This window comes from Robiginitalea insularis (assembly GCF_052497835.1).
Window position 1 is genome coordinate 1149900 of the sequence record NZ_CP199296.1, and the last position, 25054, is coordinate 1174953.

The 25054-nt window shown below is 45.7% G+C and carries 24 protein-coding genes; 11 read left to right on the forward strand and 13 right to left on the reverse strand.

Annotation, left to right across the window (positions count from 1 at the left end):
• The first annotated feature begins 141 nt into the window (after positions 1–141).
• From ACT6NV_RS05260 to ACT6NV_RS05270, 3 genes are read left to right on the forward strand one after another with little or no spacing between them, the layout of a single operon-like run.
• Positions 142–1854 carry a GMC oxidoreductase gene (locus tag ACT6NV_RS05260; protein WP_445386211.1) on the forward strand — a complete coding sequence of 571 codons (1713 nt, stop codon included), beginning with the start codon at positions 142–144 and terminating at the stop codon, positions 1852–1854.
• Positions 1854–2510 carry a gluconate 2-dehydrogenase subunit 3 family protein gene (locus ACT6NV_RS05265; protein ID WP_445386212.1) on the forward strand — a complete coding sequence of 219 codons (657 nt, stop codon included), beginning with the start codon at positions 1854–1856 and terminating at the stop codon, positions 2508–2510. Before ACT6NV_RS05260 ends, ACT6NV_RS05265 begins: the two co-directional genes overlap by 1 nt.
• 10 nt (positions 2511–2520) lie before the next feature.
• A complete protein-coding gene (locus ACT6NV_RS05270) occupies positions 2521–3429 on the forward strand; it encodes a hydroxypyruvate isomerase family protein (RefSeq protein ID WP_445386213.1) in 909 nt (302 codons plus the stop codon).
• A 321-nt stretch (positions 3430–3750) separates the two neighbouring features.
• On the opposite strand, the gene ACT6NV_RS05275 is transcribed toward ACT6NV_RS05270, so the two are convergent.
• The 4 genes from ACT6NV_RS05275 to ACT6NV_RS05290 all read right to left on the reverse strand — a co-directional run bounded on the left by ACT6NV_RS05275 (position 3751) and on the right by ACT6NV_RS05290 (position 8600).
• Positions 3751–6225 (reverse strand): ribonucleoside-diphosphate reductase subunit alpha, encoded by a 2475-nt coding sequence (locus ACT6NV_RS05275; RefSeq protein ID WP_445386214.1) that lies wholly within the window; start codon positions 6223–6225, stop codon positions 3751–3753.
• Between the two features lie 115 nt (positions 6226–6340).
• Positions 6341–7327 (reverse strand): ribonucleotide-diphosphate reductase subunit beta, encoded by a 987-nt coding sequence (locus tag ACT6NV_RS05280; RefSeq protein WP_445386215.1) that lies wholly within the window; start codon positions 7325–7327, stop codon positions 6341–6343.
• 500 nt (positions 7328–7827) lie between these two features.
• On the reverse strand, positions 7828–8403 hold the full coding sequence (locus ACT6NV_RS05285; RefSeq protein WP_445386216.1) for a hypothetical protein: 576 nt from the start codon (positions 8401–8403) through the stop codon (positions 7828–7830).
• Positions 8400–8600, reverse strand: a complete 201-nt coding sequence (locus tag ACT6NV_RS05290) for a hypothetical protein (RefSeq protein WP_445386217.1) — start codon at positions 8598–8600, stop codon at positions 8400–8402. Before ACT6NV_RS05290 ends, ACT6NV_RS05285 begins: the two co-directional genes overlap by 4 nt.
• Positions 8601–8864: 264 nt before the next feature.
• On the opposite strand from ACT6NV_RS05290, the gene ACT6NV_RS05295 reads away from it, so the two are divergent.
• Positions 8865–9599: a LytR/AlgR family response regulator transcription factor gene (locus tag ACT6NV_RS05295; protein ID WP_445386218.1), complete on the forward strand. Its 735-nt coding sequence runs from the start codon at positions 8865–8867 to the stop codon at positions 9597–9599.
• A gap of 12 nt (positions 9600–9611) precedes the next feature.
• A complete protein-coding gene (locus ACT6NV_RS05300) occupies positions 9612–11540 on the forward strand; it encodes a tetratricopeptide repeat-containing sensor histidine kinase (protein WP_445386219.1) in 1929 nt (642 codons plus the stop codon).
• Here ACT6NV_RS05300 and ACT6NV_RS05305 read toward each other — a convergent pair.
• The gene (locus tag ACT6NV_RS05305) at positions 11537–12109 is read right to left on the reverse strand and encodes a DUF3109 family protein (protein ID WP_445386220.1); all 573 of its coding nucleotides are present in this window, start codon (positions 12107–12109) and stop codon (positions 11537–11539) included. The two genes, ACT6NV_RS05300 and ACT6NV_RS05305, sit on opposite strands and share 4 nt — an antisense overlap.
• 120 nt (positions 12110–12229) lie before the next feature.
• Here ACT6NV_RS05305 and ACT6NV_RS05310 point away from each other — a divergent pair, with 120 nt between their 5' ends.
• Together ACT6NV_RS05310 and ACT6NV_RS05315 are read left to right on the forward strand one after the other, a co-directional pair.
• Positions 12230–12802: a MarC family protein gene (locus ACT6NV_RS05310; protein ID WP_445386221.1), complete on the forward strand. Its 573-nt coding sequence runs from the start codon at positions 12230–12232 to the stop codon at positions 12800–12802.
• A 34-nt stretch (positions 12803–12836) separates the two neighbouring features.
• Positions 12837–13040 (forward strand): hypothetical protein, encoded by a 204-nt coding sequence (locus ACT6NV_RS05315; protein ID WP_445386222.1) that lies wholly within the window; start codon positions 12837–12839, stop codon positions 13038–13040.
• 14 nt (positions 13041–13054) lie between these two features.
• On the opposite strand, the gene ACT6NV_RS05320 is transcribed toward ACT6NV_RS05315, so the two are convergent.
• The 4 genes from ACT6NV_RS05320 to ACT6NV_RS05335 all read right to left on the reverse strand — a co-directional run bounded on the left by ACT6NV_RS05320 (position 13055) and on the right by ACT6NV_RS05335 (position 16542).
• The gene (locus ACT6NV_RS05320; protein ID WP_445386223.1) at positions 13055–14662 is read right to left on the reverse strand and encodes a S41 family peptidase; all 1608 of its coding nucleotides are present in this window, start codon (positions 14660–14662) and stop codon (positions 13055–13057) included.
• A gap of 1 nt (position 14663) precedes the next feature.
• Entirely contained in the window at positions 14664–15116 is a 453-nt protein-coding gene (locus tag ACT6NV_RS05325) for a deoxycytidylate deaminase (protein WP_445386224.1), read from the reverse strand.
• Positions 15117–15221: 105 nt separating this feature from the next.
• Positions 15222–15806: a HupE/UreJ family protein gene (locus ACT6NV_RS05330; protein ID WP_445386225.1), complete on the reverse strand. Its 585-nt coding sequence runs from the start codon at positions 15804–15806 to the stop codon at positions 15222–15224.
• 10 nt (positions 15807–15816) lie between these two features.
• Positions 15817–16542, reverse strand: a complete 726-nt coding sequence (locus tag ACT6NV_RS05335; RefSeq protein WP_445386226.1) for a TerB family tellurite resistance protein — start codon at positions 16540–16542, stop codon at positions 15817–15819.
• 124 nt (positions 16543–16666) lie between these two features.
• Here ACT6NV_RS05335 and ACT6NV_RS05340 point away from each other — a divergent pair, with 124 nt between their 5' ends.
• From ACT6NV_RS05340 to ACT6NV_RS05355, 4 genes are all read left to right on the forward strand, one after another.
• A complete protein-coding gene (locus tag ACT6NV_RS05340) occupies positions 16667–17080 on the forward strand; it encodes a BrxA/BrxB family bacilliredoxin (protein WP_445386227.1) in 414 nt (137 codons plus the stop codon).
• Positions 17081–17142: 62 nt separating this feature from the next.
• Complete coding sequence (locus ACT6NV_RS05345) at positions 17143–17883, forward strand: lysophospholipid acyltransferase family protein (RefSeq protein ID WP_445386228.1); 741 nt, start codon at positions 17143–17145, stop codon at positions 17881–17883.
• Positions 17880–18539 (forward strand): HD domain-containing protein, encoded by a 660-nt coding sequence (locus ACT6NV_RS05350; RefSeq protein ID WP_445386229.1) that lies wholly within the window; start codon positions 17880–17882, stop codon positions 18537–18539. The genes ACT6NV_RS05345 and ACT6NV_RS05350 overlap by 4 nt, the downstream gene beginning before the upstream one ends.
• An 81-nt stretch (positions 18540–18620) precedes the next feature.
• Entirely contained in the window at positions 18621–20039 is a 1419-nt protein-coding gene (locus ACT6NV_RS05355) for a Gfo/Idh/MocA family protein (protein ID WP_445386230.1), read from the forward strand.
• Here the strand turns inward: ACT6NV_RS05355 and ACT6NV_RS05360 are convergent.
• From ACT6NV_RS05360 to ACT6NV_RS05375, 4 genes are read right to left on the reverse strand one after another with little or no spacing between them, the layout of a single operon-like run.
• Positions 20032–21108, reverse strand: coding sequence for a PA0069 family radical SAM protein (locus ACT6NV_RS05360; RefSeq protein WP_445386231.1), 1077 nt, complete (start codon positions 21106–21108; stop codon positions 20032–20034). The two genes, ACT6NV_RS05355 and ACT6NV_RS05360, sit on opposite strands and share 8 nt — an antisense overlap.
• Positions 21109–21158: 50 nt before the next feature.
• On the reverse strand, positions 21159–22709 hold the full coding sequence (locus ACT6NV_RS05365; protein WP_445386232.1) for a hypothetical protein: 1551 nt from the start codon (positions 22707–22709) through the stop codon (positions 21159–21161).
• 18 nt (positions 22710–22727) lie between these two features.
• Positions 22728–23510 carry an enoyl-CoA hydratase/isomerase family protein gene (locus tag ACT6NV_RS05370; protein ID WP_445386233.1) on the reverse strand — a complete coding sequence of 261 codons (783 nt, stop codon included), beginning with the start codon at positions 23508–23510 and terminating at the stop codon, positions 22728–22730.
• A 6-nt stretch (positions 23511–23516) separates the two neighbouring features.
• The gene (locus ACT6NV_RS05375) at positions 23517–24932 is read right to left on the reverse strand and encodes a sensor histidine kinase (protein ID WP_445386671.1); all 1416 of its coding nucleotides are present in this window, start codon (positions 24930–24932) and stop codon (positions 23517–23519) included.
• Between the last annotated feature and the right edge of the window lie 122 nt (positions 24933–25054).

Consider the following 25054-nt stretch of genomic DNA (forward strand, 5'->3'; position numbering starts at 1 on the left):
CCGGTATCATCCGGAATTAGGCCGGTTGCAGTATTGCTAACAAACAGCCCTTTTAATTGCGAACCCTCTGGATTTATTGGTGTTTAAATGTAGAAAATTAATTTAATATTTAATACATTTAGCTTCTAAACAATTTCTTAGATGAGTAAATTCTATTACAACGAGGAGCAGGAATCCTATGATGCCATTGTAGTGGGCACCGGAATCAGTGGCGGATGGGCCGCCAAGGAGCTCTGTGAACAAGGACTGAAAACACTGGTCCTCGAAAGAGGTAGGATGGTTAATCATATTGAAGATTACCCTACCGCAAATATGGATCTCTGGGATTTTCCCAACAATGGCGAATTGACCAGGGAACAAAAGGCCCGGCAGGAAAAACAGGCGCGTACCGGATATACGGTCAGGGCTCCTCACAATTTCTGGTTTGTGGACGATATTGATCACCCCTATAACGAAACCAAAAGATTTGACTGGATGCGGGGGTATCATGTGGGCGGGCGCTCCATCATGTGGGGACGGCACAGTTATCGCTGGAGCGATATAGATTTCGAGGCAAATAAAAAAGACCGCATTGCCGTAGACTGGCCCGTACGCTATAAGGATATTGCGCCCTGGTATGACAAGGTGGAATCATTTATTGGTGTTAGTGGCGAGATGTTGGGCCTGCCACAACTGCCAGACGGGGTTTTTGAACCCATGATGGAACTGAATTGTGTGGAACAGCATATACGGGAAAAAGTTGCCGAAAATTTTGACGGCAGGGTCATTACCGCCGGACGGGTAGCCCATATCAATAGCGATAAGGAATACGAGGGGCGTATCCGGTGCCAGTTCCGCAACCGATGCATCCGGGGCTGTCCTTTCGGGGCGTATTTCAGCAGTAATTCCTCTACATTGCCTGCGGCCGAACGCACCGGGAACATGACGCTGCGACCAGATTCCATTGTACATGAAGTGATCTATGACCCGGACACTAAAAAAGCAACCGGTGTAAAAGTTATAGACCGGATTACCAAGGAGGCTTATGAGTTTAAGGCAAAAGTGATTTTCCTTTGCGCTTCCTCCATGGCTTCCACTGCGATCCTGATGCAATCCAGATCAGACCGCTTTCCGGATGGTTTGGGGAACGATTCGGACCAACTGGGACGCAACATAATGGACCACCATCTGGGCATTGGAGCCCAGGGGAAATTTGACGGCTTCCAGGATAAATTTTACAAGGGCCGCAAACCCAATGGAATTTATGTCCCGCGTTTCCGAAACCTGGGAGGGGACTCTAACCGCAATGACTTTATCCGTGGATACGGTTATCAGGGAGGGGCTTCCCGAAGTAACTGGGACGAGACCGTGGCGGAACTCTCCCATGGAGCAGCCCTTAAGGATGCAATCCTTAAACCTGGAGGCTGGACATTTGGAATGTCCGGATTCGGGGAGATGCTGCCCTATGAAGACAACCGCATGACCCTTGATTACGACAAGACTGATCAATGGGGGCTGCCCACCATTACCTTCGATGCCGAGTTTAAAGAGAACGAATTAAAAATGAGGGAAGACATCAAGGAACAGGCAGTGGAAATGCTTACAAAATCAGGACTGAAGGATATCCAACCCTTCGATCGTCCCGGGGCACCCGGTTTGGGCATACACGAAATGGGAACGGCCAGGATGGGAAGGGACCCTAAAACATCCGTGCTGAATGCATATAACCAGGTTCACGCAGTTAAAAATGTCTATGTGACAGACGGGGCCTTTATGACCTCTGCTTCCTGTGTTAATCCATCTCTCACCTATATGGCCTTTACGGCCCGGGCTGCAAATCACGCAGCCGAAGAACTTAAAAAAGGAAATATATAATGGACAGAAGACTCGCACTTAAAAATATGGGAATGGCAATGGGTTATACCGTTGCCGCTCCAACCTTGCTCAGCATACTACAGAGTTGCCAGAGCGAACCAAAAGAGGTTTGGAACCCTGTTTATTTTAACGCCGATGAGGCCCATGTAACAAAAGAGCTGGTGGATATCATTCTTCCCAAAACAGATCTCCCTTCAGCCTCCGAGTTACAGCTTCACAAATTTCTGGATCAGTTTATGGACCAGGTAGTGGAATTGGAGGAAAGAGATTTTATGCGGATGGCCATGGGCAAATTTATGGAGAAAGCCCGTACCGAATCCGGAAAAGAAACGGTACTTGAGCTGAATGCTGAAGACCTTGAACCTGTTTTAGCTGCAGCCCTTGTAAAAAGGAGCCCTGAAGATGAAATGGCTATCTATGAAACCCTGGGGTCGTATCAGGAGTCAGTTGAAGCAGGCACCCCTGCAGAGCTGGATACGGATATAGCCTGTTATATGTTTGCAAATAACTTGCGTGGCAGCCTGATCTGGGCGTACAAAAACACGGAATATATCGGGGAAGAAGTACTGGCATATTTACCGGTACCGGGCGAATACATCGGTTGTGCTCCTGTAGAAGAGCTCACCGGGGGGAAGGATTGGTCCATAACCCGATAGTAAAACCCTTTTGAATCGGAGGAAATTTATACGTGATTCAGGGCTTGTTGCAGGAGCAATTACTGCAACAGGCCCTTTTGCTTTGTCACAGGCAGCTGCAAAACAACCTGCTTTTAAAATGCATTATGCCCCCCACCTCGGGATGTTCCGCGAACATGCCGGGGAAGATCCATTGGCACAGTTGCACTTTATGGCAGACCAGGGTTTTACTGCTTTTGAAGACAACGAGATGAAAAAGCGAGCTGTTGCCGAACAAGAGGCAATGGCTGCCGTAATGCGTGAACGCAAACTGACAATGGGTGTTTTTGTGGCCCATACCATATACTGGAAGGAACCAAACCTGGCGTCCGGGGATGCCGGGAAGCGAAGCGAATTCCTGGGTGAAATAAAAGCTTCTGTGGAGGTTGCCCAAAGGGTGGGGGCGAAATGGATGACAGTAGTTCCCGGGCATCTGGACCTCTCCTTATCCATGGGTTACCAGAGGGCAAATGTGATTGAAAGCCTCAGGCAGGCCGCAGCCATACTGGAGCCACATAATCTGGTGATGGTGCTGGAGCCCCTGAATTTCAGGAATCATCCCGGATTGTTCCTGAGTGAATCTCCCCAAGCATATGAAATCTGCAAAGCCGTAGATTCCCCATCCTGCAAAATACTTTTTGATATCTATCACCAGCAGATACAGGAAGGCAATCTGATTCCGAATATTACCCACTGCTGGGATGAGATTGCATATTTTCAGATAGGGGATAATCCGGGTCGTAAAGAACCCACTACGGGAGAAATAAACTATCAAAATATTTTCCGCTTTCTCAAATCAAAGAATTACCATGGGGTCCTTGGGATGGAACACGGAAATTCCATTCCCGGTAAAGAAGGGGAAAAAGCTGTTATAACAGCCTATCGCGAAGTAGATAGTTAGACCTGGCGTAAGAGCATTTTAGCTGGAATCCTGCGAAACCTGAGCATTCCTTTTTTTTTATAACCGTAATCCGGGGTTCCGGTTTAACGCGTATATAATTATAACCAGAAACCTGGGACATGGATTTTTCAATTGTATTTCTGCTTTTTTATCTGGCACTGTTTCTAATTGGCAGAAACATTTATAATGTGCTCGAAAATTTACACGAATAAGTATCCTGATTTATTCCATTACAAAAAAACACCTCAGCCAAGACCAGAATTTGACTTGTGCCGAGGTATTTTCAAATAATAAACACTCAATTTACAGGCTGTACTCCATTTAAGAGCCGCACATCAGGCAGTCATCATCTGCCTGACCCTGCTTAGCCTGTTCAATTAGCGCCTTCATCTCTTCCGGGGTCAATGGTTCCACATCCGCATCTTCCCCTTTAACAGGGGTAGTTTTTACAGCGAGGTTCTCAGCTTTCTTTGTAGCAGTTACCGGAGCGGCTACTACTGCTTCTTCTGCAACCGGTTCCTTCTTCTTGGTATTATCCAGTGTAAATTTAATAGCGTCCACAGCCGCTTTGGTCCTCAAGTAATACATCCCCGTTTTAAGACCGCTTTTCCAGGCATAGAAATGCATGGAGGTGAGTTTGGAATAATTAGCATTTTCCATAAAGAGGTTCAGTGACTGGCTCTGGTCGATAAAATATCCCCGTTGACGGCTCATATCAATGATGTCCTTCATGCTCAATTCCCAAACGGTCTTGTAGAGCTCCTTGATCTCATCCGGAATACCTTCAATATGCTGTACAGAGCCATTAGCCCTCATCAGTTCCTGCTTAAGCCCTTCATTCCACAGGCCAAGGCTTACCAGGTCTTCCAGCAGGTGTTTGTTTACAACAATGAATTCCCCGCTGAGTACCCGTCGGGTATAAATATTTGACGTATACGGTTCAAAACACTCGTTGTTACCGAGGATCTGTGAGGTGGATGCAGTCGGCATGGGCGCAACCAGGAGGGAATTCCGAACCCCGTGCTTCTTGATGGATTTGCGCAATTTATCCCAATCCCACCTGCCGGAAAGTTCTTCATCCTTGATTCCCCATAAGTTGTGCTGGAAGAGTCCCTCGGAAATTGGGGACCCCTTGTAGGTAGAATAGGGCCCCTCATCTTTAGCCAGTTCCATAGAAGCGGTAGCGGCAGCATAGTACAGGGTTTCAAATATTTCCTGGTTGAGCTTCTTGGCCTCATCACAGGTAAAGGGTAGTCGCAAGGCAATAAAGGTATCTGCCAGCCCCTGTACCCCAAGACCTACCGGCCTGTGGCGCATATTTGAATTTTCAGCTTCCTTTACCGGGTAGTAATTGCGATCGATAACCCGGTTGAGGTTTTTGGTGACCCTTTTTGTAACCTTAAACAATTCCTTGTGGTCAAATTCGCCATTCTTTATAAACATGGGCAAGGCAATAGACGCCAGATTACAAACCGCGATTTCATCCGGGGAGGTATACTCCAGGATTTCCGTACAGAGGTTGGAAGACCTGATCGTTCCCAGGTTTTTCTGGTTACTCTTTCTGTTGGCTGCGTCTTTATAGAGCATATAGGGGGTTCCTGTCTCTATCTGAGACTCCAGAATTTTCTCCCAAAGCTCCCTGGCGCGAATGGTTTTCCTTCCCTTGCCTTCTGCCTCATAGCGCATGTAGCGTTCCTCGAATTCCTCACTATGGCTGGTAAAAAGGCCGGGGCATTCATTGGGGCACATCAGTGTCCACTCCCCGTCCGATTCTACACGCTTCATAAAAAGGTCCGGAATCCACATGGCGTAAAAGAGGTCTCGGGCCCTCATTTCTTCTTTCCCATGGTTCTTTTTCAGTTCCAGGAAATCAAAAATATCGGCATGCCAGGGTTCCACGTAAATGGCAAAACTTCCCTTTCGTTTTCCCCCGCCCTGATCTACATACCGGGCCGTGTCGTTAAATACCCGCAGCATGGGAACAATTCCATTGGAAGTTCCGTTTGTACCGGCTATATAGGAGCCCGTTGCCCGGATGTTATGGATAGAAAGTCCGATTCCCCCTGCAGATTGGGATATTTTGGCGGTATGCTTCAGGGTGTCATAAATACCGTCAATGCTGTCATCTTTCATCGCAAGGAGGAAACAGGAAGACATCTGCGGTTTTGGGGTGCCCGAATTGAAGAGCGTCGGGGTGGCATGTGTAAAATATTTCTTGGACATCAGCTCGTATGTCTCCTTAACAGCTTCGAGATCATTCAGATGTATCCCAACTGCTACCCGCATCAGCATATGTTGCGGCCGTTCGGCAATCTTCCCGTTTATCTTCAGCAAATAAGAGCGTTCCAGCGTTTTAAACCCAAAATAATCATAACCAAAATCCCTGTTGTAGATGATGGTGGAATCCAGCATGTCTGCATTTTCGCTGACCACCTTGTACACTTCATCAGAAAGCAGCGGTGCCTTCTTGCCCGTTCGCGGATTGACGTATTCATAGAGATCGGTCATGGTCTCCGAAAAGGACTTCTTGGTGTTTTTATGCAGGTTTGAGACAGAAATCCTTGCAGCCAGTTTAGCGTAATCCGGATGGGAAGTAGTCAGGGTTGCAGCAATTTCTGCTGCCAGGTTATCGAGCTCAGATGTAGTGACCCCATCATACAGTCCTTCAATGACCCTCATGGCAACCTTTACAGGGTCTACCAGGTCGTTCAGACCATAGCATAATTTACGAACTCGGGCGGTAATCTTGTCGAACATTACCGGCTCCTTTCTTCCATCTCTTTTTACTACAAACATTTGCTTAGGATTATAAAGTTGTTATGTGGGTTTGGTTTGATATGTGTTAAAAAACTTAACATTTTAAGTTTTAGTCACAAAAAACCCGTAAAACGGGTTTTTGTGTTTGGCCTGCTTAAAAATCTGCGTCGAAGCTAATTTTCTGAGCATCTGTGTCTTTCTCCTTATTCAACACCCCGGCTTTCTGGTATTCGGACACCCTTTTCTCAAAGAAGTTCGTTTTACCCTGCAGGGAAATCATATCCATGAAATCGAATGGATTGGTTGAATTATATACTTTTTCACATTCCAGTTCAACCAGCAGTCGGTCGGTCACAAACTCCAGATACTGTGTCATCAGCTTGGCATTCATCCCGATAAGGCTCACTGGAAGTGATTCGGTAATAAATTCCCGCTCGATGTTCAGGGCATCTGTAATAATTTCTGTAATGCGCTTTTTGGACACCTTGTTGACCAAATGTTTGTTATGCAGGTGTACGGCATAATCGCAATGCATCCCTTCGTCCCTTGAGATCAATTCGTTGGAAAAGGTCAGTCCTGGCATCAGACCCCTTTTCTTCAGCCAGAAGATGGAACAAAATGCACCGGAAAAGAAAATCCCTTCCACTGCGGCAAAAGCGATCAGCCTTTCGGCAAAGCTTGGAGATTCTATCCACTTTAAAGCCCAGTCGGCTTTTTTCTTAATGGCTGGAAAGTTCTCGATGGCCTTGAAAAGTAAGTTCTTCTCTTTTTCGTCTTTTACATAGGTGTCGATGAGCAGGGAATAGGTTTCGGAATGGATATTCTCCATCATAATCTGAAATCCATAGAAGAATTTCGCTTCGGAATACTGCACTTCATTGACGAAATTTTCTGCCAGGTTTTCATTTACAATCCCATCTGAAGCAGCGAAGAAAGCCAATATATGCTTGATAAAATATTTCTCATCATCGTTGAGCTTACCGTTCCAGTCAGCCAAATCCTGATGCAGGTCAATTTCCTCAGCTGTCCAGAAACAAGCCTCGCATTTCTTATACCATTCCCATAAATCGTGGTGTTTGATGGGAAAAATTACGAAACGGTCTTTGTTTTCTTGCAATATGGGTTCTTCAGCTACGGACATTGTGTGCTTTTTAAGGTTAAAAAAAAATGAGTGAATTAACTTCCTGTTGGGACTAACAAATATTGGAAATTGAGAACGATTTGGAAAGGGTGTTCGGCCTTTTCAGTCCCAAAGTTTTTAACACAAGTTGTTGAAATCTAGCTTAGACAGCCTTAATATGGCACTTCCGGGATTTAAAAAAATTTCCATAGGAAATAGGAAGGTTTAAACAAAAAAAATAAACCAAACAGTAGCTTTTAAGACATACCTCTTGGTTTAATTTTTAAAAGTATAGAAACTATCAAACGTACGGCCCCTCAGCGTGTCAAAATTAAATAACACCGGATGTTGATTTAGGTAGTTCCCCCGAAACCTAAAAATCCAACACTCGCCTATTTCCCGTTAAGGTTTCGGCTTGTTTTCCGGTGGATTAACGCCTTTACGTAGCTGTTAAATACATAACAGACCGGAGCCGTACTTACCGTTTGACAGTATTTCAATTTATGTGTTGTCCGTCCCTTTTAAAAATTGCGCTGTGTCTTCAGCGGCAAGGCATTAAAAAAGCCAGATAAATGCATTTCTTTACCATCCACATCCTTCAAGAACACGTTCAGGTTGCCTGAAACAGCGTCCTCTGCAATGGTTTTTATAGAAATCATCCCGGATTCCGTAAAATACAGAGATGAATTCTTATCGAACAGGTCTGCATATCCAAAAACGGACTCATCCCTGCCCAGAATGTTCTTTTTTTCTTCGTTCACACGAAACTCCTCCGGTTGCAGTACCATTTCCTTTCCGGTAATGGGAATCAAAAAACCAAAACTATAACCCCGGGTTATTTCAGAGCTTAAAAAATGTAGCTTCAAAACCCTGGTGTTTTTCAAACCGGATTGCTGCCTGTCAAATTCAAAATAGACCGAGCCCTGATACTTAATGGTTTTCCCCTGCAGTTCGGAGCGAAGTATATAGTCGCCTTTGCTCACTATTGCCTCAAGATCATCAGAGCCAGGAGCAACATATGAGATGCTGCCAATAAGCAGGAAAGGGATCATTCCCCCCAGCATCCATCTCAGAATCAAATTTTTTTTAATGCTCATTTATCCAGGTTTGTAGGAAACAAAGATCTGGCTGTGTCGCTTTGAGAAGAATCTGATGACTGCTTATTCATCTTTCCTTCCTGTGCTATTTCGGCCTGAATGGCTCTCGTATCTTCTGCGGCACTATCCGATGCAGAAAGGATATACAAGACCATTGTACCTATCAGGGCTAAAAAAATGAACAAACATTTTTTCATGGTTCATTTCGTTTGCAGGTATTTCTGCATCCAATTTAGACGTGAAAATAAAAAGGGGTGCCGCAGCTATGGGAGTCAGATGTGTGAATGGAGCCAAAAACTGTATAATCCGCTATTCTGGCTGTTTTCAATCTATGATTTTTGGCCAAAATCAGTCAAAATCTGTTCATTTACGGCCCATTTATGGCTGTTTGCACATCTTTGGGGCTTCCCTTGTTCCGGCTCATAAATTTTAAGTAATTTTCATTATCGTAAATTGAATGTATGCTGCAAGCGGTAATAGTAGATGATGAAGAAAAGGCCATTCAGGGTTTAAAATGGGAGCTTACGAATTTCTCAAATGAAATTGAGGTCGTGGCATCATTTACGGATCCGTATGACGGGCTTGATTTTCTGGAGAAAAACTCGCCGGATTGTGTTTTTCTGGATATCGAAATGCCCGCTATGGACGGTTTCCAGTTCATTCAAAAACTCCAGAATGAATTTGTAGCAATAGTAATTACAACGGCTTACAACCAATATGCCATCAAGGCCCTGAAAAACGAAGCCATCGATTACCTTTTAAAACCTGTGGATACTGATGATCTGAAACAAACCATTTCAAAGATCAGGAAACACCGGTCCCGCAGGTTAAATGCCGAAAAACTGGAACGACTACTAATCAGCCGTAATAGTCCGGCCTCAGGGAAAAAAATAACTTTGAACACAGACGGAAAATTGGTATTCCTTGAAAATAAAGACATCCTTTTTGCGGAGTCTGATGGGAACTACAGTACCATTTTCCTTGAAGACGGACAAAAATTGGTGCTGACTAAAAAATTGAAGGAAATAAATGAGATCCTTCCGGAGGATGCTTTTTTCAGAATTCACAATTCCTATATCGTCAATTTGAATAAAATCAAGGAATTTCTGAAAACCGATGGTTATGTAATTCTGGAATCCAATCACAAAATCCCGGTTTCGAGGACTAAGAAATCCGATTTCCTGGATCTGATTTAAGTTCTACTGTTCATGCTGCGCCTTCCAAAAATCCTTTTCCTGCTACTCATTTACCTCTCCGCTGCTCACGGTGTTTCCGGACAACAAGACCCCAGGGATTTTAATGCGCTATCAGACAGTATTATTGAAGAGAACCCCACCTACGAAGCATTTGAAAAAACCTTCAGGGATTATCGGGATACCTTACTCTTCAGGGAACTAATCGAAAAAAGCAAAAAGGATAGTCTGCTTTCTGGCCTCACTTATGGTTATAACCGCATGGCAGCGCTTAGTTCAGATATTACGGAATACAACCAGGCTATTTTATACAACACAAAAGCCCTGCAGGCTGCTACAGGAGAGGAAGCGTATGGAGTACGACTGATCACCCTGAACAGCCTTGGGAGCCTGTCCTTAAGAATAGATTCTATAAAAAATGCCCTGGACTACCATCAGGAGGTCATCAACCTGACAGCATCGGAATCCGAGCCATCCAGGCAGGTCATTCTGGAGATGGGCAAGGCCAACTACGGGATAGGAAATATTTACAGCAGTATTGGCCAATACGAGCTGGCCATCAATTATTACCAGTCCGCCCTGGAGTATTATGAGGAAATCGAATTTTACGAAGGTCTGGGATTTACCAACAATAAAATTGGGGAAAACCTCGAAGCCCTGAGTAAACTTGATGAGGCCCTTGAGTACTATGACATATCCGCAGAAATAAATAAAAATCTCAACTCCAAAAGGCTTCAGGTACTGAATAATACCGGAATAGCTCATGTACTGGTCCACAAAGGGGAGGCTGCGAAGTCCAAAAACTTACTTTTACCGCTTCTGGATAAGATAGAGGGGTTTTCAGATGATGAACTCATTCCACTGATCTATATTCAATACGGCTGGGTAGAACTTAACCTTAAGAACTACCAAACTGCTGAATTCTATCTGAGCAAAGGCCTGGAACTTGCCGAAAACGGGAATCTGACCGCATATGTATATGATGCCAATACCTGGCTTCACGACCTCTGGGAGGAGCGTGGAAACCTGGAAAGGTCCTTATTACACTATAAAGAGGCCCAACAGGCCCGAAACAAAATCTCCAATAACAGGACACTGCGTTATGTTTACGATGCGGTATCGCGTTCCGAAAAGGAGAAAAGGAATATCCAAATGGAAATACTGGCAAAACAAAATGAGATCTTTGGTATGCAATTAAGGCGAAACCGCACTACCCTGCTCATTGGAGTATTATTCCTTATCCTTTTTTCACTGATCCTTCATGTTGTGTACCGGCAGAACAAACTGACCAATGAGAAAAAGGTAATGGCCCTGGAACAAAGCAGACTCAGGAGTCAGATGAATCCGCATTTTTTGTTCAACTCCCTGAACTCCATTAAGTTGTATATCATTAATAATGAGAAGAAAAAGGCCGTTTACTACCTGAACAAATTTTCCAAGCTCGTCCGCAAAATACTGGAGGCTTCCACTCAGAAGGAAATCTTCCTGGATGAAGAACTGGATACCGCTACTCTGTATATGAACATAGAAAACATAAGGTTTAACAATGAAATAGAATACAATGTCAGCATTTCGGAAGAGGTAGACCCGGCTCATATTAAAATTCCTTCGCTGCTATTACAGCCTTTTTTGGAAAATGCAATCTGGCATGGTCTCTCCTCAAAAGTAGGAGATAAAAAAATCGAAATACACATAAACAAACTCAAAAAGGGGAGTATAGCATTGACTATTCGCGATAATGGTGTTGGGAGAAATGCCTCCCAGCGCTTAAAAAACGAAAGGGTGGTTAAGAGAAAATCCGTTGGGATCGATATTACGGAAGAAAGGCTGGCTAATTTCGCAAAGGACTACCAGAATTCATATGAAATCGCAATAAACGACCTCTATGGTGCGGACGGAGCGCCGGCCGGCACTGAAGTCAATCTCCAAATCCCATTGATCTAGGGAGACTCCTGATATTCCCTGGCTACTTCTTCCAGTTCCGCATACCATTCAGGTCCAAATTTTCGTATCAGGGCCTCTTTTACAAACTTATAAATCGGGACCTTCAGTTCCGCCCCCAGGGAACAGGCAGGATCGCAAATATGCCACTGATGGTAATTAACAGCGGTAAGTGAAGAATATTCCTGTACCCTCACAGGGTAAAGATGGCAGGAAACCGGTTTTTTCCATGAAATTGCCCCTGCATTATAAGCGGCTTCTATCCCGCATTTGGCAGTTTTGCCCTCAAAGACCACATAGGCGCATTCCTGCTCGTTTACCAAAGGCGTTTCCCATTCGCCGTCTTCTCCCTTTACAAATGGCCCCTGTTCCTCGATCGCCGCTATGCCGGCCGGTCGCAAATATTGCCTGAGGTCCTGGAATATATCCGTGAGGATTTTGGTCTCCTCCTCTTCCAGCGGAGCGCCTGCATTCCCATCTACGCAACAGGCCCCCTTACATGCCTGGAGATTACAGACAAAATCTGAGTTGATTATTTCTTCCGAAACGATGGTTTTCCCAAGTTGAAACATCCTGCCGGTTTAGGGCTCCAAAGATATTCCTTTTGACCGCATAAAAAGAAGAAAAATTCAAGGACTATCCTTTAACACTAACCGCTTTCCGCTTACATTTGCACCACTTTATCCCTTGATATGAATTTTAGTCTCAGAGAAATCGCCACGGCCACTATGGTCCTTTTTGCGGTAATCGATATCGTAGGCAGTATTCCCATTATCATTGATCTTCGGTCAAAGGTGGGGCATATTCAATCTGAAAAGGCTTCTATAGTAGCAGCCTGCATAATGGTTGCTTTTCTGTTTATTGGAGAAGAAATCCTCAAGCTTATTGGCATTGATGTAAATTCCTTTGCGGTGGCCGGGGCACTGGTCCTGTTTTTCCTGGCCATTGAGATGATTCTTGGAATAACCCTCTACAAAGACGATGCGCCACAAACCGCATCGGTTGTACCCATTGCTTTCCCGTTGATAGCCGGAGCCGGCACCATGACTTCCCTGCTTTCATTACGGGCTGAATTTGAGGTGGTCAATATTATAGTGGCCATTATCATCAACATAATCTTTGTTTATCTGGTACTTAAGTCCTCGGTAAAGATTGAAAAGGTCCTGGGCCCTAATGGTCTGGGGGTAATCCGAAAAGTATTCGGGGTTATTTTACTGGCTATTGCGGTAAAGCTATTTGCTACCAACGTAAACGGACTCTTCTGACTAAACCCCGGAAGAGGTCACTGAATTCTATCTTATGAATAAAATTTTGCTTAGTGTCCTGATAATAGTGGCCCTGGCCCTTCTGGTCTACAATGCCACCCTGATTGATTTTAACGCTCCATTTGAGGGAGATAGTCTAATTGCATTGATCGGCATTTTTGCATCACTTAGTGCAATTGTGCTGTTGCTGATCTACAACACCTCAAAAAAAATTCAGAAAAAACTGGACGAAGACTAATTGGTCCAAATGGTTTACGCATCGGGGGAAGCCGGCCGTATATCCGGGGTGTCCAGTTGTTTGACCGTTTCGAGCATGGCGTCAGAAGGAGCCAGTATCTTCGCCTTAAAATCTGGGGAAAACAACTGTTCCGCAATAGCTGCTTTAATATACAGTTTCAGCCGTTCCTCGTAATCGTAAAAGTTGATCTTAAAATTGTAACGGGTCAGAAATTCTATGAGCTCGTCAAACAAAATATCATCCACCCTGAATTCCCTGTAATAGGAATCCGGATCATAGTCCTCATAGCGCCTGCGATCCTTTTCCAGATGCAGAAAGGCAAAACGGGAAAAATAGCCCCTTCCGTCCAAAGCGGATATCGCTTCCTCCTCATTGGTTCCAATGGGCACAAATACATCCGGGATTATTCCTCCACCCCCATAGACGGTTTTTCCTTTTGGAGTGGTAAACTTCAGGGAGTCTGCCACCTTAATGCTGTCTACAGAAAGCAATTCCCCGTTGTGGTAACGCTGTGTGAACTTTTCGTAATAATCCTCAGTCCCGTTCTCGTACGTACGCTGTATAGACCTTCCCGTGGGCGTATAATAACGCGATACCGTCAGGCGAACAGCTGAGCCATCCCCTAATTCCATTTCACGCTGTACCAGGCCTTTACCAAAGGAACGCCTGCCCACTATGGTGCCTATATCATTATCCTGCAGGGCGCCCGCAATAATTTCGGAAGCAGAGGCAGATCTTTCATTGATCAGGACATATACGGGACGATTTTCAAAACCTCCTTTGGAAGACGCATAGATTTCATCAATCTGCCCTTTCTTATTTTTGGTAAACAAAATAAGCTTGCCTTTAGGGAGAAAGGCATCCGCTATCTGCTCGGCTATATTGAGGTAGCCTCCTGGATTATCCCTCAGGTCCAGGGTCAGTTTTTCAGCCCCCTGTTTTTTGAGGTCTGATAAGGCATCCTTAAATTCTTCAAAAGTGGATTCCGCAAAACGATTCATACGGATGTACCCCATTTCCGGGGTGAGCATATAATAGGCATCTATGCTCCTTAAGGGAACCCTGTCCCTTTTCAGTCTGACCGAAAACATGCGGTCTTCAGATTTTCGGTATACCGTTAAGCTTACATAACTTCCCTCCCTGCCTTTAAGGCGATTCACAATGAAGTCATCGGCAAGGCCCTTCCCGAAAAGCGTATCCTGGTCTGCTATAAGAATCTTATCTCCGGGCCGGATACCTATCTTTGAGCTGGGCCCTCCCTTAATGGTCCGGGCAACCGTTATGGTATCCCTTGAGGTGTAAAAGTTAATTCCTATCCCCACAAAATCCCCCTTCATGTTTTCCGCTACCCGCTTCATTTCCGATTTGGGGATGTAAACCGAATGAGGGTCCAGTTTGTCCAGTATATTGTTGACGGTTACATCCACGATGCTATCCGTGTTCACTTCGTCCACGTATTCATAGTCGATATAATCGATAAGCCGGTTGAGCTTGTCTTTTTTGGAATTGGTGCTGAAGAGCTTCTCGGGGGTATCGTTAAAGTTCAGTTTTCCCCCTACCAATATTCCCAAAGCGAGAGAAATGGCTACAACAAGGGGCCCCAAGTAATAATTCTTTTTCAATTCAATCTTTATTTACTGCCATAGAGGCATCATCCACCGGCAGGTGTTTCAAAGCAACTCCGGCCCGCTCCAGAAATCGCAAGCCAGATCCGTCCTTATAGGCCTTCTGATAAACCACCCTTTTGATTCCGGACTGGTGGATCAGTTTACTGCATTCCCTGCAGGGCGAAAGGGTAATATATAAAGTCGCCCCTTCACAAGACTGGGTTGATGATGCTACCTTTGATATGGCATTTGCCTCGGCATGCAAAACATACCATTTAGTGTATCCGGCATCATCCTCACAGAAATTTTCAAAGCCAGTGGGTGTCCCGTTGTAGCCGTCAGAAATTATCATCCGGTCTTTAACGATTATTGCCCCCACCTGTTTTCTTTTACAATAAGAGAGCTTTCCCCATTCGTGGGCCATTCTCAAATAGGCCCGGTCGTATTTTGCTTGTTTTTTCGGATTCACGCTTATCTAATTAACGGAGTATGGGATATTTTGGTACACGGGTTTACTAAGATACCGGCTTTCTTTGGCCCAGACAACCACATTGAGGTTAATTTTAAGTGAAAATCAGGCGGGCCAGGCCTGGTAGGCCAGCATGGCAGAAATACCTAAAATGAGAATGCTGATCCCCCATAAGTAGGCTTTTTTTCGTACTCCCAAAAGGTCCAGAGCCAGCAAAGATACAGACAGGACCAGGCATAATACCAGTAGCTGGGCCAGTTCAATTCCTGCCGCAAAACCCAGCAGGGGTATTGCTTTCTCAGTACTTCCGGAGATCAGCATACGGAAGTAATTTGAAAATCCCAGCCCATGAATGAGCCCGAAAAGGCCCGTACTGAACAGGTGCACCCGGAATGCGAGTTCAACTTGTTCCCCAAGGTTTCGAAACAGATTGAAAAGGGCAGTGAGGAAGATGGTTACCGGGATTAAAAACTCCACAATTGCTGCGTCTACAGCTATTATCCCAAAAGCCGCCAGCCCCAGCGAAAGACAGTGGGCAATTGTAAAAAGGGTGGCAAGGCCCAGTAATTTTTTCCATTGCCTGAATCCAAAGGGAAGTGCCAGTGCAATGAGGAACAGCACATGATCATACCCCTGTAGGTCCAGTACGTGAAACAACCCCAACTCCCCGTAAAACCAGAAATCCTGCATATTCATTTATTTAAAGACCGCGCTCTTTTTGAATTTGCTCATAGGCTTTTTGTACCTGCTTGAATTTCTCCTCCGCCCCCTTTTTAATAGCTTCATCCTGGGTATTTACGCGGTCCGGGTGATATTTTTTTGCCATATTCCGGTAAGCGCGTTTCAGCTCAGCATCGCTAGCAGACCTGTCTATTTCAAGGATCTTGTAGGCATTATCTGCCGCTTCCACGAACATGGCCTGTATGCTCTCAAAATCATTTCCACTTATTCTTAAGTAGCCCGCAATTTCACGGAGCTTTGCTACCTCTGCCGCACTTACCTGCCCATCCGCATTGGCGATCCCAAAAAGGAAATGCACCAGTTGCAGCCGCACTTCATAGCGGGTTCGCTGGTTCAGATACAGGCATATCCGCTGGGCGGATATTTCTCTTTTTTTGATGACCTCATTGAAGGTGCGGAATATGGCATTGGCTTTTTCTTTCCCATAAGTGCTCAGGAAATATTGCCGAACATAATCGAGTTCCTGCTGGCTGACCCTGCCATCTGCTTTTATAATAAGGGAACAGAGTGAAAGAAGGTTTAACTCAAAATCCGCAGGGGATACCTGGGTGCGGGTGAAATCCTGAAATACCTGCCGGCCCCGGCCCCCGACGCCATCCACGAGGCTTCCTAAGATAAAGCCCAGCAGAGCCCCGGGCAATCTGAAAAACATATATCCCAAAATGGCTGCAAACCATTTGATCATTTGAAAAAATTTTTGCCAAAGATAGTTTTTTGAGAATGATTATCCCCTGCAGGCAGGTTTCAATATCTTATGGTATACTGCCGTTTGTTTTATACCTTTGCTACCGCCAATAAAAAATTTTACTATGTACCCAGCAGAATTAATAAAACCCATGCGGGAAGATCTGGCTTCGGCAGGTTTCGAGGAGCTATATACCGCAGAGGCAGTAAAAGAAGCCATAACCCAACCGGGAACCATCCTGGTTGTTGTAAATTCAGTATGCGGATGTGCCGCCGCCAACGCAAGGCCGGCAGCCAAAATTAGCCTGCAGCACTCTAAAACCCCGGACCGTTTGGTAACCGTTTTTGCAGGGGTAGACACGGAAGCGGTAGATGCTGCCCGCAATATGATGGTACCATTTCCTCCTTCTTCCCCCAGTATGGGCCTTTTTAAAGACGGAGAGCTGGTACATATGATTGAACGCCACCATATAGAAGGGCGTCCGGCAGAAATGATCGCCGATAACCTGACGCAGGCTTACGACGAATTCTGCAACTGAAAATTGCAACCTTATTAAAATAAAAAACCGCCACTTTTGTGCGGTTTTTTAGTTTTGTAGTAATGTTTCTAAAGATTCTCGCATATCCGCTCACTGTGATTTATCTGATTTGCTTCGGATGCTGCCTGGTGGTGTTCCATCCGATACAGTGGATATGCCTGAATGTATTCGGATATCAGGCGCATACAAACAGTGTTTGCCTTTTAAACTGGTGCCTGATGCGCTGCACCCATCTTTTGGGGACTACCTATAATTTTCACTGGCCCGATAAACTCCCCGAACAGGGGCCCCTTATTATTGTGGCGAATCACCAGAGCATGTACGATATCCCTCCCATTATCTGGCACCTGCGGAAATACCATCCGAAATTCGTCAGTAAAAAGGAGCTTGGAAAAGGGATCCCAAGTGTATCCTTCAACCTGCGCCATGGCGGATCCGTGTTGATTGATCGAAAGGACCGCAAACAGGCCCTGGGCGAACTTCGCAAAATGGGAGAATACATTGAAGCCACAGGGCGCTCCGCTGTTATTTTTCCGGAAGGCACCAGAAGCCGTGATGGGGCTCCCAAGCCTTTCCGCACTTTTGGATTGAGCATGTTAATCAAATACGCTCCCTCTGCCCAGATCCTTCCCATAACCATCAACAATTCCTGGAAAATGCTCCGATATGGGAAATTCCCACACGGTCTCGGGGCCCGGATTCATTTTTATATGCATCCGCCCATTTCTGTTTCCAGCCTGAATCCGGAATCCATCAATGAGATTGAAGCCCTGATCACCTCCAAAATAACCCCATCCAAATGACCGATCCCCAGCGCGTAGAAAAAACAATTGCCTATGTTAAAAAACAGCTGAAAGGAGCTGAAGGGGGGCATGACTGGTTCCATATACAGCGGGTATTCAGAAATACGCTGCTGATCGCTAAAGACGAAAAGGTCAATTTGCGTATTGTGAGCCTGGCAGCCCTTTTGCATGATATTGCCGACTCAAAATTCCACGATGGGAATGAAAAAATAGGGCCAAAGAAAGCCAATAAATTCCTTAAGAAACTTAAACTCTCCCGGGAGGAACGAAAAGAAATCGTGCGGATTATCAGGCATATTTCCTTTAAAAACAGCCTTGGAAAGAAAAAGAAATCCTACAATTCCAAAGAATTGCAGGTAGTGCGCGATGCAGACCGGCTGGATGCCATAGGGGCTATTGGTATTGCCAGGGCATTCAATTATGGCGGACATGCGGGCAGAACGCTTTACGACCCCGAAATTGCCCCGAATTTAAAAATGGATAAAGCTGCATACAAAGCCGCCAAGGGACCAACCATAAATCACTTTTACGAAAAATTATTGCTGCTCCGCGACCGTATGCACACCGCCACAGGCAAACGCCTGGCCGAAGAACGGCATCAGTTTATGCTCCAGTACCTGGAGCAGTTTTACAAAGAATGGAACGGGGCCGGCTAAACCCTCAGGGGGCTATAAGATTGCTTCCGAGAAAATTTTCAGATTTTGTATCTTCCCTCCTGATCTTAAATTTAAACCTCCATGGACAGAAGAAAATTCATAAAGAATACGGCAGCCTCATCTGCAGCTTTTACCATCGTTCCCAGTTTCGTTTTGGGGAAAACACATATCCCTCCCAGTGATACTTTATATATGGCAGCTTTTGGTGTGGGTGGCCGGGGTGCCGGTGTAATGGAAGGACTGGATCAAACCAAAAAAGTGAAATATGTGGCCCTCTGCGATGTAGATGAACGCAGAGCAGCACGTACCTTCAAAAAACATAAGAACGTTGCCCGTTACAAGGATTTCAGACAGGTTTATGATAAGCACCTGAAAGATATAGATGCTATAATGGTGGCCACTCCGGACCACACCCATGCAACCATCGCCTTGCCCTTTATGCGCGAGAAAAAACATGCATATGTTGAAAAGCCGCTTACCCACAATATAGCAGAAGCCCGTTTGATGACACAGGTTGCAAGGGAACAGGGTATAGTAACCCAAATGGGAAATCAGGGTGCCTCGAGCGATGGGAGCCGTGAAGCCAGGGAATGGCTGGATTCAGGAATTATCGGGAAGGTGAAGAAAGTAGACTGCTGGACGAACCGGCCGGTTTGGCCACAGGGTGTGCCTTTACCACAGGGCAAAGACCCAATCCCCGAAGAGCTTGATTGGAACTTGTGGCTCGGCCCCGCCTCCATGAGGGACTACAACGAGTCATACCTCCCCTTTAAGTGGCGAGGTTGGTGGGATTTTGGAACAGGTGCGCTGGGCGACATGGGATGCCATATAATGGAAACCCCATTCAGCGTTCTGGAGTTAGGCTACCCGACAGAGGCTGAAGCAAGCTGTACCACCAACTGGGTCGGAGATTTTGTAGAAGCAGATTACAGCGCTTCCTGCCCCTCTTCCTCTATTGTCAGGCTCAAGTTCGATACAGAATCCCATGGCCAAATTGAACTTAACTGGTACGATGGGGGTCTCAAACCCGACCTCCCGGACGAACTGAAAGACGGGGAAACCATAGGGGATAATGGTGGCGGCTCCATTTTCTACGGCACTAAAGGTATTCTCGTATGTGACACCTATTCGCGCAATGCACGTCTATTGCCTTCTGACCTGATGGACATGGTTAACAAGCCGGCACCCAGGTTGCCCAGAGTAGCCGGAGGTACCGGGGGGCACCAGCAGAATTTTGTGGATGGGTGCCTCAGCGGCACGCCCACTTCCTCAGATTTCGAAAAAGCCGGGAAGCTGACCGAATCCGTATTGATGGGTAATCTGGCCATCCGCGCATACCAGTACAAAAACCGCGTTACAAACGAAAACGGCCGTTCCTTTTTTGAATATCCCGGTCGGAAAAAAATCCATTGGGATGGGGCCAATATGCGGGTTACGAATTTTGAAAAAGCCAATGAATGGGTAAAGGGCAGCTACCGTAAAGGTTGGGAAATCAGTTAAAGAGCTTATACTGCCCGCTGCGATACCTTTCAAATAAACTGCAATTCAGACTGGGAAAACTACGGTCGGAAAAGTAGCGTTTGCGCGCTACCGTGGCAAGCTGGCGTATTTGATCGGCCAATTCGCCTTCCCCTTTATTTCGCAGACCAAACCGGCTATCGTTAAGGCTACCTCCGTGACAGGCGCGAATTTGACCCAAAACCTTTTCTGCTTTTAAGGGCATGGCCTTTTGAATCCAGTCCGTGAATATTTGGCCGATTGCGCCATTTAAACGAACCACGGTAAAGCCAAAAGACAGCGCCCCCTGCTCTGAAACGGCTTTAGCCAGGGGCATGATTTCATGGATGTTAATTCCCGGGATAATCGGGGCCAGCATGGCATTAACCGGGATACCCGCAGAAGAAAGCACCTTTATAGTCTTAAGCCTTTTTGCGATACTGGCCGTACGGGGTTCCAGCAGCCTTCTGGTATTTTCGGAAAGGGTTGTAACCGATACATGAACGCCAACCAAGCCCTGCTCGTTAAGTTTTTTAAGGAGGTCCAGGTCCCTCAGTATGAGTGCATTCTTGGTTATGATACCAACCGGGTGTCTGTATTTGAGAAATACTTCAAGGCAGGCCCGGGTAATCTTATAGTGTTTTTCTGCCGGCTGATAACAGTCCGTATTGCCTGAAAGGACCACCGGGGCAGCCTTCCATGATTTTCGCCTGAGTTCTCTTTCGAGGAGTTCAGGGGCATTTTCCTTTACGAGGATACGCGTTTCAAAATCGAGCCCGGCCGTATAACCCCAATACTCATGAGAATTGCGGGCATAACAGTAAATGCAGCCGTGTTCGCAACCCTGATAGGGATTGGCACTGAACTCCATGCCCACATCCGGGCTGCTGACCTTGTTGATAAATGATTTTGGAAAAACCCTTGTGTATTGGGTTTGATTGTTCCGTGGCTCTTCCCCTTCCTGTCTGCAGTATTCCAGAAAGGAATCCAGTTCTTCTTCGCTGAAGGCCTCAAATTTATTATCCCCCTTTAATTGGGCACCCCTGCCCCTGATCCGTTTTTTTGATTGCATTCATTATATGGTATATTTCCAAATTTATGGATTATTACCAAATAATTGAATTATTTAACAGCAACGGCAACCAATTGTTTTTTACTCCCGCGTTTAGCGTAAAAATAAAGGGTCTCTTCAGCGGTATCCACCAGGGGTTTGGAAACCATTAAGGGCAGCCTGGCTTCCTGCTGGTCAATTATTTTCTCATAGCTCATTTTACCCTGAGGGTCCAGCTCTATGGCAAAGACGTTCCGGTTCCGGCTAAGTCCCTGCTTGAAAATCAGTCGTTCCTTATTGAGCAATTGCGGATTTTCAGCTGCGGTACAAATAAAGAAGTAGGTATGGCCATTTTTGGTATAAGCGCTGTAGGATGCATATGCCCCGTCTCCCTGGGTTACCTCTGTTTTGTTGATGTTTCGGGCCCATTCCAGCCTCCCCTGGCTATTGAGCTTTACACTTACAATGTCATTGTGGTGGAAACGCTCAATCTTCACCCGGCCACCACTGGCATTTGTTTGCATACTTTCGGTCACAAAATATTCTTCGGCATTAAAGAGCAGGTCTCCAGTATCCGTAAAACGGACATCCTTAAAGACCAGATTCTTTATAACCTTATCGTCCGACTTGCCAAACTTGTCAAACATAAATTGTTCCGTGAACGGATTAAAGGTGCTTTTTTCAATGTTCAGCGATCCCGGATCCAACTCAAAATATTCCAGGCCATTATAACGATTGTCTTTCCGGTCAGCATAAAACCCAACACAGATTAATTTATTCTTATGCCACAGGGGCTTAAGGGCTTCTGAAAATTTTCCCGGCTGGTCAAAGGTCTGGGTTTGCGTGCCCCCGGCAGAAAGGGCCAGCAGTTCATACTGGAATTTGCGCTCGTCTGCCTTAAATCGCCTTTTCTTGAAATAGGCTTTCCCCATCAGATAGACCCGTGAAAGGTCCGGGGAGGTCTCCATTTCCTCGAATGCGTAATTCTTCTCTTCAACCTCAGCGGAAAAATCGATATCAAACAACTTATCCAGGTTATTGTTGTATACCAGGATACGGTGCATGTTATCTTTGCCCTTTTTGTGATGCAGGCTGATAGCGAAAGCTGTTCTGGACTTATTAAAATGAACCGTTGTGGAAAAACCCGATCGAAATTTTCGATTGTAATAGTTCTTATCCAGTGGGCTCTCTACGTAATCTGAGGGAATGCTCAAAAGCGTTTTTTCGCGAAAATTATAATTCCCTACCGGGCTTTGATGAATGGTATAATCGTATTGGAATTTCTCGGGGTCATAAGACAAGAACAATAGGTATATTTGGCCGTTAGCCACAAACCCATCTACAAAATCCTTTCCTTTCAGTTTATAATTGAATTCATCTAAAAGTTCAAGTTCCGGGCTGTAACGCTCAATCAGATAGCCTTTGGGCCGCAGGATCAAACCTTGATAATAGGCCCTGACCAGTAACTTATCTCCTGAATGGGTCTCTGCAAAGGTAAGCAGGTTGGAATATCTGTACCGATCGTTATATTTTTCTCCGAAACGGTATTCCAGCGGCATTTCCTGGGCGCCTAACACCAAAAGATTCAGGATCCCCAGAAAGAGCAGTAGCGCATTTCTCATAAGTCAGAAATTAATGATTCAGGAGCCGGGGAAATCAGGTTTGCGCTTTTCCAGAAAGGCAGTAGTCCCTTCCCTGAAATCCGCAGTACCAAAACATTTGCCAAAGGCGTCTATTTCCGCCTGATAGCCGGACTCGCTACTCCTTAAACCTGCATTTACAGCTTTTATTGCATATGACAGGGCCACAGGTGAGTTTTTCACGATCTTCTGCGCGAGCTCAAAGCAAAAATCTTCTAATTCCTCAGGGGTACACAGATGGTTGACCAGCCCGTATTCCAAAGCCTTTTCCGCAGGTATCATTCCGGCAGTCATGATCATTTCCATAGCCCTCCCCTTTCCTACCAGCTGGGGCAGGCGCTGGGTTCCTCCATAGCCCGGGATAACCCCCAGGGAAACTTCCGGCAAGCCCATTTTGGCATTGGTGCTGGCCACCCTGAAATGACAGGCCATAGCCAGCTCCAGGCCACCGCCAAGTGCAAAACCATTTACGGCTGCAATTACCGGGGTACCAAGGTTTTCTATATAATCAAAAAGTTCTTCCTGCCCGAGACGGGCCAGCTCGCGTCCTTCCCGCTCTCCATAAGCAGCAAATTCAGCTATATCCGCTCCCGCAACAAAAGCCTTGGGGCCACTCCCCCTGAGGATTATGGCCCTGATCCCTTTATCTGAATCAAGATCCTCCAGTGCCATGCGCAGTTCCTGTATGGTTAAACGGTTTAAGGCATTTAATTTATCCGGGCGATGGACTGACAGCAGTGCAACTGCACCTTCCTCTTCAACTAGGACATTCTGTAATTTCATAGTATATCATTTGGATTTAACTTTTGGCAGACGAACCGTAAAGACAGAACCTTTGCCGGTTTGTGAAGTAACATCAATTCGGCCCTGATAATTTTCCACAATAGTTTTAACCATCCCCAGGCCGAGGCCCATCCCGCTTGATTTGGTGGTGAATTTAGGTTCAAAAATTTTATCCCTGAAAGCATCGTCAATCCCGATCCCGTTATCCGCAACAGAGATTTTGGCCAGCTCCCCTTCGGTTGAAACCGAAACGAGAATTCGCGGATTACTCACCTCCGGAATGGCCTGTATGGCGTTTTTTACCAAATTCGTAATGACGCGGATGAGCTGGGTGCGGTCCATCTTTACAATAATCTGCTCTTCTTCCGACATAAAGTGGATATAAGGCTCGTTGAATATTTCCAGTGCCAGTTTGACAATCTTCACCACATTGAGGGTCTCATTCTGCTGGGCTGGCATTTCTGCAAAATTTGAAAAAGCAGATGCGATGCTGCTGAGGGTATCGATTTGCTGTATCAGCGTTTTTGAAAATTCTTCGATCTTGGTAGCTGCCATCGGGTCCGCAGGGTCAAATTTTCGCTGGAAACTCTGTACGCTCAGGCGCATGGGGGTCAGGGGGTTTTTAATCTCGTGAGCCACCTGTTTGGCCATTTCCCTCCAGGCCTGCTCCCGTTCGCTTCTGGCCAACTTAGCCGCACTCATCTCCAGTTCATCTATCATTCCATTATAGGATTCCACCAGTTTCGAGATTTCTTCGCTGGTGTCTTCAATAAAAATCCTTTCGTTGGTTTTGGCAAGCCGGGTTTGGTTCAGTTTATCCGAAATAGTCTGCAGGGAGCGCGTAATGTATTTTGAAATGAAATAAGCAAGTGAAATTGCAATCATAAACATGATCAGATATACCCCGCCCAGGCGCATCAGGAATTCCTTCAGTTCCATATCGTTAAAGGAATTGTCCTGGAAGTATGGGATATTTAGTATCCCGATTGGCTTAAAACGATTATCGGTTATATAAATATAGGAGGCCTGGTATTTATCCCCGGCAGCTACATTATCCTCCACATATCGTTTATCCGGACTGTTTTTGAGCCGGTCCAGAATATGGTAATCCAGGCATTTGGAGATGGAGTCGTTATTGAATTTGGGACGGGAACTTTTAACAAGCTGGCCTTCCAGGTCGTATATATTGAAATTGACATTTTCAATGTCTGCGATCCGGTATATTTCGTCCTTGAAGATAAGGCCCAGGTTGGCTGTGGTAACCGGATAGGTTGTGCGCTGCAGGGTATAGATTATGGCCTGTTTGATCTGATCCTCTTTCCGCTCCAGGCGGACCTCATGGTAGTCTTTTGATTGTTCTTTGTATTGATAAACCGTTACCCCGGCTATCAGAATGGATGCAATCAGCACCAGAAGGATCATGGAGAAGAAAATCCGGGACCGAAGAGATAGTTTGGAGAACAATATTGACGGTTTTACCCGTAAAGATAGCAATAATCACACCAAAGTATTTTGAGGATTGGCCGCCTCAAACAACCCTCTGC

What these genes read in the sequence shown, in the direction of transcription:
- ACT6NV_RS05295 (WP_445386218.1), top strand. Translation starts at nt 8,865, where the DNA reads ATGCTGCAAGCGGTAATAGTAGATGATGAAGAAAAGGCCATTCAGGGT.
- ACT6NV_RS05280 (WP_445386215.1), bottom strand. Translation starts at nt 7,327, where the DNA reads ATGTCCGTAGCTGAAGAACCCATATTGCAAGAAAACAAAGACCGTTTC.
- ACT6NV_RS05345 (WP_445386228.1), top strand. Translation starts at nt 17,143, where the DNA reads ATGTTTCTAAAGATTCTCGCATATCCGCTCACTGTGATTTATCTGATT.
- ACT6NV_RS05365 (WP_445386232.1), bottom strand. Translation starts at nt 22,709, where the DNA reads ATGAGAAATGCGCTACTGCTCTTTCTGGGGATCCTGAATCTTTTGGTG.
- ACT6NV_RS05275 (WP_445386214.1), bottom strand. Translation starts at nt 6,225, where the DNA reads ATGTTTGTAGTAAAAAGAGATGGAAGAAAGGAGCCGGTAATGTTCGAC.
- ACT6NV_RS05360 (WP_445386231.1), bottom strand. Translation starts at nt 21,108, where the DNA reads ATGCAATCAAAAAAACGGATCAGGGGCAGGGGTGCCCAATTAAAGGGG.
- ACT6NV_RS05285 (WP_445386216.1), bottom strand. Translation starts at nt 8,403, where the DNA reads ATGAGCATTAAAAAAAATTTGATTCTGAGATGGATGCTGGGGGGAATG.
- ACT6NV_RS05330 (WP_445386225.1), bottom strand. Translation starts at nt 15,806, where the DNA reads ATGCAGGATTTCTGGTTTTACGGGGAGTTGGGGTTGTTTCACGTACTG.
- ACT6NV_RS05300 (WP_445386219.1), top strand. Translation starts at nt 9,612, where the DNA reads ATGCTGCGCCTTCCAAAAATCCTTTTCCTGCTACTCATTTACCTCTCC.
- ACT6NV_RS05290 (WP_445386217.1), bottom strand. Translation starts at nt 8,600, where the DNA reads ATGAAAAAATGTTTGTTCATTTTTTTAGCCCTGATAGGTACAATGGTC.
- ACT6NV_RS05350 (WP_445386229.1), top strand. Translation starts at nt 17,880, where the DNA reads ATGACCGATCCCCAGCGCGTAGAAAAAACAATTGCCTATGTTAAAAAA.
- ACT6NV_RS05315 (WP_445386222.1), top strand. Translation starts at nt 12,837, where the DNA reads ATGAATAAAATTTTGCTTAGTGTCCTGATAATAGTGGCCCTGGCCCTT.
- ACT6NV_RS05335 (WP_445386226.1), bottom strand. Translation starts at nt 16,542, where the DNA reads ATGATCAAATGGTTTGCAGCCATTTTGGGATATATGTTTTTCAGATTG.
- ACT6NV_RS05310 (WP_445386221.1), top strand. Translation starts at nt 12,230, where the DNA reads ATGAATTTTAGTCTCAGAGAAATCGCCACGGCCACTATGGTCCTTTTT.
- ACT6NV_RS05355 (WP_445386230.1), top strand. Translation starts at nt 18,621, where the DNA reads ATGGACAGAAGAAAATTCATAAAGAATACGGCAGCCTCATCTGCAGCT.
- ACT6NV_RS05375 (WP_445386671.1), bottom strand. Translation starts at nt 24,932, where the DNA reads ATGATCCTTCTGGTGCTGATTGCATCCATTCTGATAGCCGGGGTAACG.
- ACT6NV_RS05265 (WP_445386212.1), top strand. Translation starts at nt 1,854, where the DNA reads ATGGACAGAAGACTCGCACTTAAAAATATGGGAATGGCAATGGGTTAT.
- ACT6NV_RS05260 (WP_445386211.1), top strand. Translation starts at nt 142, where the DNA reads ATGAGTAAATTCTATTACAACGAGGAGCAGGAATCCTATGATGCCATT.
- ACT6NV_RS05370 (WP_445386233.1), bottom strand. Translation starts at nt 23,510, where the DNA reads ATGAAATTACAGAATGTCCTAGTTGAAGAGGAAGGTGCAGTTGCACTG.
- ACT6NV_RS05305 (WP_445386220.1), bottom strand. Translation starts at nt 12,109, where the DNA reads ATGTTTCAACTTGGGAAAACCATCGTTTCGGAAGAAATAATCAACTCA.
- ACT6NV_RS05340 (WP_445386227.1), top strand. Translation starts at nt 16,667, where the DNA reads ATGTACCCAGCAGAATTAATAAAACCCATGCGGGAAGATCTGGCTTCG.